14 protein-coding genes are annotated in these 13,177 nt (G+C 67.6%); 3 read left to right on the top strand and 11 right to left on the bottom strand.

All coding sequences use genetic code 11. The features are described 5' to 3' along the window. Positions 1-115: 115 nt before the first annotated feature. A complete protein-coding gene (locus L687_RS24985; protein WP_235045210.1) occupies positions 116-1,783 on the top strand; it encodes a dipeptide ABC transporter ATP-binding protein in 1,668 nt (555 codons plus the stop codon). Positions 1,784-1,806: 23 nt separating this feature from the next. Here the strand turns inward: L687_RS24985 and L687_RS24980 are convergent, their stop codons facing one another. The 10 genes from L687_RS24980 to rplU form a co-directional block, all read right to left on the bottom strand. Further along, positions 1,807-2,496 (bottom strand): SDR family oxidoreductase, encoded by a 690-nt coding sequence (locus tag L687_RS24980; RefSeq protein WP_021198525.1) that lies wholly within the window; start codon positions 2,494-2,496, stop codon positions 1,807-1,809. A gap of 1 nt (position 2,497) precedes the next feature. After that, positions 2,498-2,881, bottom strand: coding sequence for a ribosome silencing factor (gene rsfS, locus L687_RS24975; protein WP_029260174.1), 384 nt, complete (start codon positions 2,879-2,881; stop codon positions 2,498-2,500). Beyond that, entirely contained in the window at positions 2,881-4,062 is a 1,182-nt protein-coding gene (locus L687_RS0120890; RefSeq protein WP_031206738.1) for a hypothetical protein, read from the bottom strand. The genes rsfS and L687_RS0120890 overlap by 1 nt, the downstream gene beginning before the upstream one ends. Next, positions 4,059-4,664, bottom strand: coding sequence for a nicotinate-nucleotide adenylyltransferase (nadD, locus tag L687_RS24970; protein WP_021198523.1), 606 nt, complete (start codon positions 4,662-4,664; stop codon positions 4,059-4,061). The genes L687_RS0120890 and nadD overlap by 4 nt, the downstream gene beginning before the upstream one ends. Before the next feature lie 6 nt (positions 4,665-4,670). Continuing rightward, the gene (locus L687_RS24965) at positions 4,671-4,895 is read right to left on the bottom strand and encodes a hypothetical protein (protein WP_021198522.1); all 225 of its coding nucleotides are present in this window, start codon (positions 4,893-4,895) and stop codon (positions 4,671-4,673) included. A 65-nt stretch (positions 4,896-4,960) separates the two neighbouring features. Next, a complete protein-coding gene (locus L687_RS24960) occupies positions 4,961-6,214 on the bottom strand; it encodes a glutamate-5-semialdehyde dehydrogenase (RefSeq protein ID WP_021198521.1) in 1,254 nt (417 codons plus the stop codon). 9 nt (positions 6,215-6,223) lie between these two features. Then, a complete protein-coding gene (gene proB, locus L687_RS24955) occupies positions 6,224-7,009 on the bottom strand; it encodes a glutamate 5-kinase (protein WP_021198520.1) in 786 nt (261 codons plus the stop codon). Next, complete coding sequence (obgE, locus tag L687_RS24950; protein WP_021198519.1) at positions 7,006-8,505, bottom strand: GTPase ObgE; 1,500 nt, start codon at positions 8,503-8,505, stop codon at positions 7,006-7,008. Before obgE ends, proB begins: the two co-directional genes overlap by 4 nt. 100 nt (positions 8,506-8,605) lie before the next feature. Further along, entirely contained in the window at positions 8,606-8,863 is a 258-nt protein-coding gene (rpmA, locus tag L687_RS0120885; protein ID WP_028501603.1) for a 50S ribosomal protein L27, read from the bottom strand. A gap of 18 nt (positions 8,864-8,881) precedes the next feature. Further along, on the bottom strand, positions 8,882-9,190 hold the full coding sequence (gene rplU / locus L687_RS24945) for a 50S ribosomal protein L21 (RefSeq protein ID WP_028501602.1): 309 nt from the start codon (positions 9,188-9,190) through the stop codon (positions 8,882-8,884). A 246-nt stretch (positions 9,191-9,436) separates the two neighbouring features. On the opposite strand from rplU, the gene L687_RS24940 reads away from it, so the two are divergent. Continuing rightward, complete coding sequence (locus L687_RS24940) at positions 9,437-9,703, top strand: DUF4031 domain-containing protein (protein WP_021198518.1); 267 nt, start codon at positions 9,437-9,439, stop codon at positions 9,701-9,703. Here the strand turns inward: L687_RS24940 and L687_RS24935 are convergent. After that, positions 9,668-12,217 carry an Rne/Rng family ribonuclease gene (locus L687_RS24935; RefSeq protein ID WP_021198517.1) on the bottom strand — a complete coding sequence of 850 codons (2,550 nt, stop codon included), beginning with the start codon at positions 12,215-12,217 and terminating at the stop codon, positions 9,668-9,670. The genes L687_RS24940 and L687_RS24935 overlap by 36 nt on opposite strands. Before the next feature lie 283 nt (positions 12,218-12,500). Between L687_RS24935 and L687_RS24930 the strand changes: the two genes are divergently transcribed. Further along, a complete protein-coding gene (locus L687_RS24930) occupies positions 12,501-13,118 on the top strand; it encodes a vitamin K epoxide reductase family protein (RefSeq protein WP_021198516.1) in 618 nt (205 codons plus the stop codon). Positions 13,119-13,177 lie beyond the last annotated feature (59 nt).

Here is a 13,177-nt window from a genome sequence, read left to right as displayed (position 1 = left end):
TCGACGAGCGGGAGATTCCTCGAATCTGGAGGATTTCGGCGCAGATGTCAACCATTGTGATTATCTTCGGCTGAAATGTTTCCTGTTCGAAACAATTCAGAACAAAGAAGCTGGCATGATGGCATCCATGGAGAACACATCCGCCCCCCGGAACGCCGTCGTCCTGGACGTCAAGGGACTCACCGTCACCCTCACCGGCGATGGACGCCGCAGCCGCGTGGTCGACGGCATCGATCTCGCCGTTCGCCGCGGCGAAGTCTTCGCGCTGCTCGGCGAATCAGGCTCGGGCAAGTCGATGACCGCCCGCGCGATCATGGGTCTGATCGACGAAGGAGACGTCGAGGCGGAGACGATGTCACTGAGCGGAACCGACCTCCTCGCCCTCTCCCCCGAGCAGCATCGACGCCTGCGAGGCGTGCGCGTCAGCCTGGTCATGCAAGATGCCCTTTCCGCGTTGAACCCGGTCCTCAGCATCGGCGACCAGATCATCGACCTCATCCGCGCTCATGGCAGCATCGGCCGCCGAGCCGCCGAAGCGCGCGCGGTCGAGCTGCTGACCCTCGTCGGTATCCCCACCCCCGACAAGCGCGTGCACGACTATCCGCACCAGTTCTCCGGCGGTCAGCGCCAGCGCATCCTGATCGCCATGGCGATCGCGCTGGATCCTGATCTCATCATCGCGGATGAGCCGACCACCGCGCTCGATGTGACGGTGCAGGCGCAGATCCTCGACCTGCTGCTGTCCCTGCGCGACCGGCTGGGCATGGGAATCCTGCTCATCACGCATGATCTGGGCGTGGTGATGGAGGTCGCCGATCAGGTCGCCGTCATGCGCTCTGGCCGCATCGTGGAGTCAGGGCCCGCCGACGAGGTGCTCACGAAGCCGCAGCACGCTTACACCATGCGTCTGCTGAACTCCATGCCGCGAGATGTGAGCGCCGCCGCGGAGAACGACGGGACGGTGCCCATCCTCGAAGGCCGCGGCCTGAAGCGCACGTTCCGTTCCGGGAGCGGGCGACGAGCGCACCGAGTCGCCGCCGTCGCGGGTGTCGATCTCGAGCTCCGCCAGGGCGAGATCCTGGCGATCGTCGGCGAATCGGGCAGCGGCAAGTCGACGCTGGCGCGGATGCTGGTCGGACTCGACTCACCCGATGCCGGCACCCTGCGCTACCGCGATCAGGACGTGACGCGCGGTCGGCTCCGCGACCGGAAGATCCTGCGTCGTGGCGTGCAGATGGTCTTCCAGGACCCGTATATGTCGTTGAACCCGCGGATGACCGTGCAGCAGATCATCTCCGAACCGCTCGCCGCGACCCACTCCGGAACGCCGGCGACGCGACGGGAGCGCGTCGCCGAGCTGCTCGATCTCGTCGGCCTCACCCCCGAGATGGGCTCGCGCTTCCCGCACCAGTTCTCGGGCGGCCAGCGCCAGCGCATCGGCATCGCCAGGGCGCTCGCGCTCGATCCGGACGTTCTGGTGTGCGACGAGCCTGTCTCGGCGCTCGACGTGTCGATCCGCGCACAGATCATCGACCTGCTGTGCGACCTGCGCGAGCGGCTGGGCATGTCGATCGTCTTCATCGCGCACGACCTGTCCCTCGTGCGTCACATCGCCGATCGCGTGGCGGTCATGTACCTGGGGAACATGGTCGAGATCGGGGAGACGGAGGACGTTTACCGCCACCCCGAACATCCCTATACGCGGTCGCTGCTGTCCGCGATTCCGCCGCAGACGCGCGCGGAGCGCGGCATGCTCGCACGCCGAACGCGTGTGACCGCCTGACCGTCCGGTACGACGAGGCCGGATCAGCGACCCGGCCGCACCGTGAGGTCGGTGATCTCCGCGTCTCGCGGAAGATCGAGGGCGGTGAGGATGGTCGTGACGACGGCGTCGGGGGTGATGAAACGCTCCGCGTCGTAGTCCTGCCCCTCCTGCTGGTGCACACGCTCCTGCATGGGAGTGGCCGTGCGACCGGGATAGATCGAGGTCACGCGCACACCGTGTGCGGCCTCCTCGGCTCGCAACGCATCGGCGAGGGCCCGGAGACCGTGCTTCGACGCCGCATATGCCGCCCACCCGGCGTTGGCACGCAGTCCCGCCCCCGAGTTCACGAATACGACCTGCCCTTGCGACACGCGCAGAACGGGCAGCAGAAGGCGCGTGAGCTCGGCAGGAGCCACGAGGTTCACGGCCAGCTGCTGTTCCCACAACGCGGGAGCGAGGTCGGCCACGTCACCGAGGTCGACGACCCCGGCGACGTGCACGAGCGAGTCGATCCGGTCGGGCAGGTGCTGCTTCGACAGCGCCCACGACAGACGACCCGGCTGAGCCAGATCAGCGACCAGGACGGATGCTCCCAGAAGGCTCTCTGCGATCTGCCTGGCGCGTCCGGCGTCGCGGGCAAGCACCACCACGTCATCGCCACGGTCCAGCAGACGGCGCGCGAGGACTGCACCGATGCCGGAACCCGCACCGGTGATCAGGTGCGTGGGCATGTCAGCTCGGGTCTGTGGTGGCGGGCTCTGCCACGTCGATCGGAACGACGGGGCAGTCCTTCCACAGTCGCTCGAGGCCGTAGTAGACGCGCTCCTCCTGATGGAAGACGTGCACGATCAGGTCGCCGAAGTCGAGGAGCACCCATCGGGCCTCCGCGCGCCCCTCGCGCCGTACGCGCTTGTGGCCCGACTCGATCAGCCGGTCCTCGATCTCATCGGCGATGGCGGCGACGTTGCGCTCGCTGTTTCCGGTGACGAGCAGGAAGATGTCGACGAGCGGAAGAGGCTCGGACACGTTCAGTGCGACGAGATCTTCACCGCCCTTGTCGATGGCGGCTTGTGCTGCGAGACGCAGCATCTCTTCGGCAGTTTCAGGTGATTGCATCAGAACACATTCGTGGTGATGGCGATGATGACGACGACACCGACAGCGAGGGCGAGGCCTCCGGCGACGATCGCCAGGGTGATCATCAGCCGGTTGCCCTTCTCGGGCGCCGGCGGACGGATCACCTCGCCGGCGGGCTTGATGGTGCTGACCGCCGAGCTGGCGGCGATCGGCGTAGGCGACGACGCGGGGGGAAGCTCGCCGTCGATGAGAACGGCGTCGACGTCCTTGCCGTCGGTGGTTCCCAGGGCGTGGCCCTGCGAGCCCATGCCCTGAGGCAGTTCATAAGACCCGGTGACGAGGATCTCACCGGTGGAAGCGACAGGGCCGGAGAGCGAGCCCTCGCCCGGGGACGGCGTGAAGATCAGGGCGTTCGGTGCGGAGTGCTGCGACCCGGTCGAGTCACCGACGGAGAGCAGCTCGTCGAACGACGGGCGGAAGGGGGTGTGCGGGTCGGGAGCATCGGCGAGGATCCCCTCACCGAACGCGGGGTTGACGGTGGGGCGGGCTGCGGCGTCGTCATCGTCATCATCGGCGTCACCGACATCTGCCAGCACGTCGTCACCGTCGGCCTCGGAGTCACCGGTGCTCTCGGCCGGAAGGCCCAGAGCCGAAGCCACGTCAACATCGTCCTCGTCGGACTCGTCACCGGCACCATCGACGGACTCCAGCGGAACATCTCCCACGGAATCCGCGACGACGGATGCACGCACGGGAGCGACGGCGACCTCGTCGTCGACGTCATCATCGTCGGCGTCGCCCGGCTCTTCGTTCCGTGTGAAGTTCGGGACCCCCGACACGATCTCCGCGGGGTCGTGCGTCGCGGCGGACTCCTCGTCGGTCGGTTCCGCCGGCGCGTCGGGGGCTGGCCGCTCGACCTCCGCCTCTTCGGACTGCTCTCCGGCGATCACGGGCACCGAGGCCGTGCGCACCTTCTCGAGCTCGCGCGCCTGGCGGCGCGTCAACGGCGCATCGCCGCTGACGTCGTCAGGCACGGAAGTCGGCGCGGGCGGGATCTCCACGGGCTCGGCGGCACGGGGCAGCGGCGGTGCGGGCGGTGCCGCCTCAGCCGCCGCGGCAGCCTCCTCGCTGGAGATGACCGGGGTCGAACCCGTCAATCGAATCTCCCGCAGCTGCTTTCGCGTCAGCGGACCCTGCTCCTGCTGATCCGATGTACTCATGCCTTGCTCCGATACAGATGATGCTTCGCGATGTACTGAACGACCCCATCAGGGACCAGATACCAGACCGGCTGATCGTCGCGAACGCGTTCACGGCAGTCCGTCGACGAGATCGACAGCGCCGGCACTTCCAGTTGGCTGACGTTGTCGCTCGGGAGGCCGTCTGTGCTCAGGACATGTCCAGGGCGTGAGACCGCGACGAAGTGGGCCAACTCCCACAACTCATCATGGTCCCTCCAACTGAGAATTTGCGCTACGGCGTCGGCTCCGGTGATGAAGAAGAGGTCGGCATCCGGTCGATCACGCTTCAGGTCGCGCAGTGTGTCGATCGTGTAGGTGGGGCCCTCGCGGTCGATGTCGACCCGGCTCACCGTGAACTGCGGGTTCGAGGCGGTGGCGATGACCGTCATGAGGTAGCGGTGCTCGCTCGGCGAGACTCCCGACTTCTGCCACGGGTGGCCGGTCGGCACGAAGACGACCTCGTCGAGCCCGAAGGAGTTCGCGACCTCGCTGGCTGCGACGAGGTGGCCGTGATGGATGGGGTCGAACGTACCGCCCATCACGCCGATGCGCGGGGGGCGCGTGGTCGCAGCGTCGTTCATGGGGGCCTAGTGGCCGTGTCCCGCCTCGTGGCCGTCCTTGCCGTGCTGCGCTGCCCATGCCTCGGCCTTCGCCGAGTGACGGTTGGCGACGTTCTTGTACGAGAAGGTCACCAGCCCGAGGAAGGCGAACACGACCGCAGCGATGGCTCCGAAGATCACCGTTTCGAGCGCGACGTTGCCGTGGTGCTCGGTTTCGGCAGCGGCCATCGCGATCTGTGCGACGAGGTTCATCCTGACTCCGTTTCGTGGCGTGCTGTTCGGGATCCTGTGAGGTACAGCGTCCCCCAGTCTAGCCCTCAGCCGCGGGTCTGCCCCGACCCACGCGCGAGCCATTTCGTGCTGGTCAACTCGGACAGCCCCATGGGCCCGCGAGCGTGCAGCTTCTGGGTCGAGATGCCGACCTCCGCGCCGAATCCGAATTCGCCGCCGTCGGTGAAGCGCGTCGACGTGTTGACCATCACGACGGCGGAATCCACCTCGGCGAGGAAGCGTTCCGCGTTGCGCGAGTCGGTCGTGATGATCGACTCCGTGTGTCCCGTGCTGTAACGGCGGATATGGTCGAGGGCCTCGTCGAGGGAGTCGACGACCTTGATCGCGATGTCGAGACTCAGATACTCGGTCTCCCAGTCCTCCTCGACCGCCGGGATCACGTTCGACACCATGCCGGCGACCATGTCGTCACCGTGGATCGCGACGCCCTCACTCTGCAGAGCGCTGGCCACGAGCGGGATCAGACGCGGAGCCGCCTGACGATGTACCAGCACCGTCTCCACCGCGTTGCACACGCTGGGGCGCTGCACCTTGGCGTTCACGACGATGTCGCTCGCCCAATCGTCCGGGGCCGTCTCGTCGAGGAATATGTGGACGTTGCCCGCTCCGGTCTCGATGACGGGCACGGTCGACTCCGTGACGACGGCTTCGATGAGACCGGCACTCCCCCGTGGCACCAGCACATCGATGAAGCCGCGACCGTGCATGAGCGCCTTCGCGCCCTCGCGACCGAAGTCATCGACGGTCTGGATCGCCTCGCTCGTGAGTCCAACGCTCTCCACCGCCCGCCGCATGACGTCGACGAGCACGGTGTTCGACTCGCGCGCGGCACTCCCCCCGCGCAGCACGACGGCATTGCCCGCGCGCAGCGCGAGCGCGGCGATGTCGACCGTCACGTTCGGCCGGGCTTCGTAGATGGCGCCGACCACTCCGAACGGCACGCGCACCTGCTCGAGGGTGACACCGTTGGGCATCCTGTGCCCGCCGATGACGCGGCCGACCGGGTCGGCGAGGGCCGCGACTTCGCGCACAGCGGCGGCGAGGGCCGCCACGCGCTTCTCGTCGAGACGCAGCCGGTCGATGAGCGACTCCCCGATGCCCTCGTCACGCCCGCGGACGATGTCGCGGGCGTTCGCCTCGATGATGCGCGGCGCGGCGTCGAGAAGGGCGACGGCGATCGCTTCGAGCACCCGCGCCTTGTCGTCGCTCGTGAGCGCGGCAGCGGCGCGGGAGGCCTCTTTGGCGCGCTCCAGGCGCACCTGTGGGGTCTGGTCGGTCATCCGCCCAGTTTATGAGGTGGCCGGCTCGAACCAGGTTCCTATTTCCGCACCGGCGAGGGCCTGTTCGACGAGGTCGGCGCTGGTGACCAGGACGCCGATGCCGGATGCCGCCGCGAGACGCGCGGCCGAGACCTTCGTGGCCGCTCCTCCCGTGCCGACGCTGTTGACGACGGTCGCCCCGAACTCGAGGCCGGTCAGGTCGGCATCGGGAGCCACGACATCGATCGGTTCGGCGCCGGGGTCCGTCGGAGGTCGCGTGTACAGCGATTCGATATCGCTGAGAAGGATGAGCGCGTCGGCTTCGATCAGCTGGGCGACGAGCGCGCCGAGCCGGTCGTTGTCGCCGAAGCGGATCTCCTGCGTCGCGACAGTGTCGTTCTCGTTCACGATCGGCAGGGTGCGAAGACCGAGCAGCCGCTCCATCGCGCGACGGGCGTTGGAGCGCGATGTCGGGTTCTCGAGGTCGCCGGTGGTGAGGAGTACCTGCCCCGCGACGATATCGAAGGGACGAAGCGACTCCTGGTAGCGATACATCAGGATGTTCTGACCAACGGCCGCCGCGGCCTGCTGGGTCGCGAGGTCGGTCGGGCGGGCGTCGAGCCGCAGGAACGGGATTCCGGACGCGATCGCACCAGACGACACCAGGACCACCTCGGCTCCGCGTGCATGCGCCGCGGCCAGAGCTTCGACGATGACGGGGATCCGCCACGACGAGTCTCCGCTGATCGAGGAGGATCCGACTTTGACAACGATGCGGGACGCGGTGGCCAGATCCGCGCGTGTGCGTGCTGTCACTCGCCGTCCTCGCGGTACGCGGCGAGACGCTGCGTCTCCACCTCGGCGCGAGCCTCGGCCTTGGCATCCATGCGCTCGTAGTACTGCTCGCGTCGCTCCGACGTCGTCCGGCGCGAATTCGGTGCCAGACGGGGGTCGGTCCCCCGAGGCGCGCTCATCAACTCTGCCGCCGACGTCATGGTGGGCTCCCAGTCGAAGACGATGCTGTCGCCCTCGCCGATCACGACGGTCGATCCCTGCACCGCACCGAGGCGGAAGAGCTCGTCCTCGACGCCGAGCTTCTCGAGACGATCGGCGAGATACCCGACGGCTTCTTCGTTCTGGAAGTCGGTCTGCTGCACCCAGCGCACCGGCTTCTCGCCCGTGATGCGATAGACGTTGCCGTAGGTGCCGCCCTCGACCCGGATGGTGAAGTCCTTCTTGGAGCCTCGCGGGCGGATGACGACGCGCTCCGGCGGCGTCTCGAGCGCGGCCTCGGCACGGGCTTTCTCGACCAGCTCGCCCAGCGCGAAGGTGAGGGGACGCAGACCCTCGTGCGAGACCGTGGAGATCTCGAACACCCGGAAGCCGCGAGCCTCGAGATCGGGACGCACGAGCTCAGCGAGGTCGCGTGCCTCGGGGACGTCGATCTTGTTCAGAGCGATGAACTGCGGGCGCTCGAGGAGCGGCGTCTGTCCCTCGGGCACCTCGTAGGCGCCGAGTTCCGCGAGGATGACGTCGAGGTCGGAGATCGGGTCGCGACCGGGCTCCAGAGTCGCGCAGTCAAGAACGTGCAACAGCGCCGAGCAGCGCTCGACATGACGGAGGAACTCGAGACCGAGTCCTCGGCCCTCGCTCGCACCCTCGATGAGTCCGGGCACGTCGGCGACCGTGTAGCGGAAGTCGCCGACCTGCACCACGCCGAGGTTCGGATGGAGGGTCGTGAACGGGTAGTCGGCGATCTTGGGGCGGGCGGCGGAGATCGCGCCGATCAGGCTCGACTTGCCGGCCGACGGGTACCCCACGAGGGCGATGTCGGCCACGGTCTTCAGCTCGAGGACGATGTCGCCCTCGTGGCCGGGCGTGCCGAGCAGAGCGAAACCGGGCGCCTTGCGCTTGGGGGTGGCGAGAGCGGCGTTGCCGAGCCCACCCATACCGCCCTTGGCCACGACGAACCGCTCGCCGGGGATGATCATGTCGATGAGGACGTCGCCCGCGGTGTTCTTCACCACCGTGCCGACCGGGACGGGCAGCTCGAGCGTCTCGCCGAGGAACCCGGAGCGGTGGTCGCCCATGCCCGGCCCGCCGTTGCCGGAGGAACGGTGCGGCGAGTGGTGGTACGAGAGCAGCGTGCCGGTCTGCGGGTCGGCGACGAGCACGACATCGCCGCCGTCACCACCGTTGCCGCCGTCGGGGCCACCGAGCGGCTTGAACTTCTCGCGGTGCACGGAGACGCAGCCGTTGCCGCCCTTACCCGCACGCAGGTGCAGTGTGACGGTGTCGACGAACGTGACCATTTGCTAGTCCTCAGGGTTGCTGTGCATTTTCGGAGGGTAGATACACGGACGGGGCGAGCCGAAGCCCGCCCCGAACCGGATATCTAGTGTCGCGCTGTGATCACTCAGCTGCGGCGACGATGTTGACGACCTTGCGGCCGCCCTTCGCGCCGAACTGGACCGCACCGGCGGCCAGAGCGAACAGCGTGTCGTCGCCACCACGACCGACGTTGACGCCGGGGTGGAAGTGCGTGCCGCGCTGGCGAACGATGATCTCGCCGGCGAGGACCTGCTGACCGCCGAAGCGCTTCACGCCGAGGCGCTGAGCGTTGGAGTCACGACCGTTACGGGTTGAGCTTGCGCCCTTTTTGTGTGCCATGTCCTAGTCCCCTCGGGCTTACTTGATGCCGGTGATCTTGACGCGCGTGAGCTCCTGGCGGTGGCCCTGACGCTTCTTGTAGCCGGTCTTGTTCTTGTACTTCTGGATGATGATCTTCGGGCCGCGGAGGTTGCCGATGACCTCTGCCGTGACCTTGACCTTCGCCAGCGAGTCAGCGTCGGTGGTCACCGTGGCGCCGTCGACGAGCAGCACGGCGGCCAGCTCGATCTTCTCGCCCTGGGCAGCCTTGACACGGTCGAGCTGAACGATCGTGCCGACCTCGACCTTCTCCTGCCGCCCACCGGCGCGCACTACTGCGTAAACCACTTCATACCTGTTTCGTTGGGGAGCTCGCGGCTCCGAGATCTCACGGGAAGACTGTTGCTTGCATGCGCCGCAGAACGGCGGGCGCGAACGCAAGACTCTCCGCTTCGACCGACGAGGACGACGCGGCATACGCACCAAGGGACTACTTTACCGGATGCGGGTCGGTGTCGCAAAGCGGCGCGGCTCCGAGGCGTCTCACATTCCGCTTCCGGCCCTGCCCTGTCGAGGCGGTCGTAGGCTGACCGGGTGACCGTACTCGTCGACGAACCCCTCTGGCCCGCCCACGGACGCCTCTGGGCGCACCTGGTCAGCGATGAGAGCCTCGACGAGCTGCACGTGTTCGCGCGCGCGAACGACGTCCCCGCACGCGCGTTCGACCTCGACCATTACGACGTGCCGGAGGAGATAATCCCCCGGCTCGTCGCCGCCGGCGCCCACCACGTGCAGGGCAAGGAACTGGTGCGCCGGCTGATCGCCTCAGGACTCCGAATCCGCAGCCGCGACCGGCGCTGACGGCTCGTTGTTCACCGAGACGGGAGTGCCGGTGAGCGCAGCAGTGCTCACCCGACGACGCCCTCGCCCCTGACCGGGAGCTTTCGGCTCCGGAAGAGCGTCGAGGACCGAGTCGAGGAGCTGCTCGGCCGGAGACTTCGGCCCCTTGCGGTCGCCGCGCTTCTTGCGGGCCTTCTTCGGACGCTCGGAAGCCACGGGCGCCTCAGCCGCGACATCGACCGACTCGACTGCGGGCGCGCCATCCGCCGCCGGGGCGATGGTGGAGGCGGCGATCTGCGCGAGGGCCGACTTCGCGCCCTCGGTGATGCTGTGGGTGACCGGAGGAGCGGAGGGAGCACTCTGGCTCTGTCCGTTCCCGTTGCCGCCGTTGCCGCGCTGACGACGACCGCTCTGCCCGTTGCCACCGTTGCTGCCGCCGCCGTTGCTGCTGGAACGGTGCTTCACCACGGGGTCGTGGTGCACGATGACACCGCGACCGGCGCAGACCTCGCACGCCTCGCTGAAGGTCTCGAGCAGGCCGAGACCAAGCTTCTTGCGCGTCATCTGCACCAGACCGAGCGAGGTGACCTCTGCCACCTGGTGCTTCGTGCGGTCGCGGCTCAGGCACTCGATCAGTCGACGCAGCACGAGGTCGCGGTTCGACTCGAGCACCATGTCGATGAAGTCGACGACGATGATGCCGCCGATGTCGCGCAGACGCAGCTGGCGGACGATCTCCTCCGCCGCCTCGAGGTTGTTCTTGGTGACGGTCTCCTCGAGGTTTCCGCCGGAGCCGACGAACTTGCCGGTGTTGACGTCGACGACCGTCATGGCCTCGGTGCGGTCGATCACGAGCGAGCCGCCGGAGGGCAGCCATACCTTGCGGTCGAGAGCCTTCTCGATCTGCTCCGTGATACGGAATGCATCGAACGGATCGGTCTCGTCCTCGTAGGCCTCGACGCGCTCGAGGAGGTCGGGGGCGACGCTCTTCAGGTAGGCCCGGATGGTCTGCTGCGCGTCCTCACCCTGGATGAGCATCTTCGTGAAGTCTTCGTTGAAGACGTCCCGGACGATCTTGACGAGCAGGTCGGGTTCGGCGTGCAGGAGCGCGGGCGCCTGCTGGTTCTCGACCTGCTTCTGGATGTGCTCCCACTGCGACGTCAGGCGCTGCACGTCACGCGTGAGCTGGTCCTCGGTCGCACCCTCTGCCGCGGTGCGGACGATCACGCCGGAGGACTCCGGCAGCACCTCTTTGAGGATGCGCTTGAGGCGCGCCCGCTCGTTGTCGGGGAGCTTGCGGCTGATGCCGTTCATCGACCCGCCAGGCACGTAGACCAGGTAGCGGCCGGGAAGCGAGATCTGGCTCGTGAGTCGGGCACCCTTGTGTCCGACGGGGTCCTTCGTGACCTGCACGAGAACACGGTCGCCGGGCTTGAGGGCCAGCTCGATGCGACGCGGCTGGTTGCCGGTCTCGACGCCGTCCCAGTCGACCTCACCGGAGTAGAGCACGGCGTTGCGCCCGCGCCCGATGTCGACGAAAGCGGCCTCCATGCTGGGGAGGACGTTCTGCACGCGCCCCAGGTAGACGTTTCCGATGAGCGACGCGTCCTGGTTGCGGGCGACGTAGTGCTCGACGAGCACGCCGTCCTCGAGGACGCCGATCTGGGTGCGGCCGTTCTTGGACCGGACGACCATCTTGCGGTCGACGGACTCACGGCGAGCGAGGAACTCGGCCTCGGTGACGACAGGGCGACGACGGCCGGCATCACGACCGTCGCGGCGACGCTGCTTCTTCGCCTCGAGACGGGTCGATCCCTTGATCGCCTTCGGCTCGGTGATGTACTCGACGACGCGCTGACGCTGACGCGGCTCTTCGCGCTGGTCGTCACCCTCGGAACCGCCCCGGCGACGACGACCGCGGCCTCGGCCGGCTGCATCGTCCTGCGGCTGGTCGCGCTCGGCGATGCGGTCGAAGATGCGCTCGCGACCCGGACGTGCGGGCAGCGGCACGATCTCCGGCGCATAGAAGTGCAGTTGCGTGGAGACCTGGGAGACGAACACCTCAGGGAGCAGACCGAGCGACACGGCGGTCACCGGTGCCGGAGCCTCGGGAGCAGAAGGAGCCTCTTCGACCGCGGGGGCATCGTCCGCAGCGGGAGCTTCGTCCGCGACGGGAGCTTCGTCCGTAGCCGGCTCTTCGTCAGCGGCCTCGTTCTCCGCCTCCGATTTCGCCTCGGCGACGGCCTCTGCGATCGACTCGGCCGCAGCAGCGGCGTCGTCGGCAGCCGCAGCAGCGTCATCCGCCGCCGCGTAACCGGCTGCGACGTCATCGGCGGCCGCGTCCTCGGCCACCTCAGCAGCCTCAGCCACTTCAGCAGCCTCGGCGGCTTCTGCAGCAGTGGACGGCTCTTCGCCCTCGCCCGAAGACCCCGCGCGGTCGTCCGCGCCGGGAGCCGTGGGCTCCGTCAGCTCTCCCGCGGCGTCAGCCGGGAAGTCGAGGGTAGGGGCGTTGTTGTCATTGTTCTCATCGGCCATCTCTGGCTTACTCCCTGCACGGGACACTCGGTGTTCCGTGAAATCTCATGCGGTACCCGCAGGTGCCGCGAACTCACTCGGTCTGCGACCGGCTCATAGCTCTGATCGCGTGGGGCATTGGACCCCGAAGTCTGCTCGACGCGTGTCGCGGCAACGCCGTTCATCGCATCACAGGCCATTATCGCACCAAGTGGCTCCGTTCGCGGCATCCCGTCATCCGGGCCGGACATTTCTCCGGCCTGTTCTCGCCGCATCCATAGCAGTCGCTGGGATAATCCCCAGTATGAGCGAGCAGCGCACCCGCCCCGTCATCTACGCCGTCTGGCTGATCATCGCGAGTGTGGTGGGCTGGTTCGCCGCCTTCCAGCTCACTGTCGAGAAGTTCGTCCTGGCGGCCAACCCTGACGCCGTCCTCAGCTGCAACGTGAGCGTGATGATCCAGTGCGGGAAGAACCTCGAATCCTGGCAGGGCGAGGTCTTCGGCTTCCCCAACCCGATTCTCGGTATCGCCGGCTGGATGGCGCCGCTGTTCGTCGGCGTCGCCCTGCTCGCGGGATCCCGCTTCCCGCGGTGGTTCTGGCTGACCTTCGGTGCCGGGGTCACCTTCGCCTTCGGTCTCGTGTGCTGGCTGATCTGGCAGAGCATCTACGCCCCCAACCTCGGCGTTCTCTGCCCCTGGTGCATGCTCACCTGGTCGGTCACCATCCCCACATTCTTCGCGACGATGCTGCACCTCACCCGCAACGGCACCTTCACCAGCAACGAGAAGACGAAGGCCCGCGCCGAGAGGCTGATGGCCTGGGTCCCGCTCGCGACGATCCTCGCGTACGCCGTCGTCGTCCTGCTCGCTCAGCTGCGTGGCCTCGATCTCCTCGGCGAGGTCATCGGCATGATCTTCTGATCCCCGCTCCGCCGACGGCGGAGACGACGAAAGCCCGCCCGCCGAGACTCGGCGGGCGG

The organism is Microbacterium maritypicum MF109, assembly GCF_000455825.1.
In the GTDB taxonomy this organism is placed as follows: Bacteria; Actinomycetota; Actinomycetes; order Actinomycetales; family Microbacteriaceae; genus Microbacterium; species Microbacterium maritypicum_A.
Note: the sequence above shows the minus strand (reverse complement) of the source record. Positions and strands in the feature narration are given on the sequence as shown.

Bases quoted from the DNA above. Each gene is read 5' to 3' on its own strand.
- L687_RS24935 (WP_021198517.1), bottom strand. From the start codon at position 12,217: ATGGCCGATGAGAACAATGACAACAACGCCCCTACCCTCGACTTCCCG.
- L687_RS24930 (WP_021198516.1), top strand. From the start codon at position 12,501: ATGAGCGAGCAGCGCACCCGCCCCGTCATCTACGCCGTCTGGCTGATC.
- rpmA (WP_028501603.1), bottom strand. From the start codon at position 8,863: ATGGCACACAAAAAGGGCGCAAGCTCAACCCGTAACGGTCGTGACTCC.
- L687_RS24985 (WP_235045210.1), top strand. From the start codon at position 116: ATGATGGCATCCATGGAGAACACATCCGCCCCCCGGAACGCCGTCGTC.
- rsfS (WP_029260174.1), bottom strand. From the start codon at position 2,881: ATGCAATCACCTGAAACTGCCGAAGAGATGCTGCGTCTCGCAGCACAA.
- L687_RS0120890 (WP_031206738.1), bottom strand. From the start codon at position 4,062: ATGAGTACATCGGATCAGCAGGAGCAGGGTCCGCTGACGCGAAAGCAG.
- nadD (WP_021198523.1), bottom strand. From the start codon at position 4,664: ATGAACGACGCTGCGACCACGCGCCCCCCGCGCATCGGCGTGATGGGC.
- L687_RS24965 (WP_021198522.1), bottom strand. From the start codon at position 4,895: ATGAACCTCGTCGCACAGATCGCGATGGCCGCTGCCGAAACCGAGCAC.
- obgE (WP_021198519.1), bottom strand. From the start codon at position 8,505: ATGGTCACGTTCGTCGACACCGTCACACTGCACCTGCGTGCGGGTAAG.
- L687_RS24980 (WP_021198525.1), bottom strand. From the start codon at position 2,496: ATGCCCACGCACCTGATCACCGGTGCGGGTTCCGGCATCGGTGCAGTC.
- L687_RS24960 (WP_021198521.1), bottom strand. From the start codon at position 6,214: ATGACCGACCAGACCCCACAGGTGCGCCTGGAGCGCGCCAAAGAGGCC.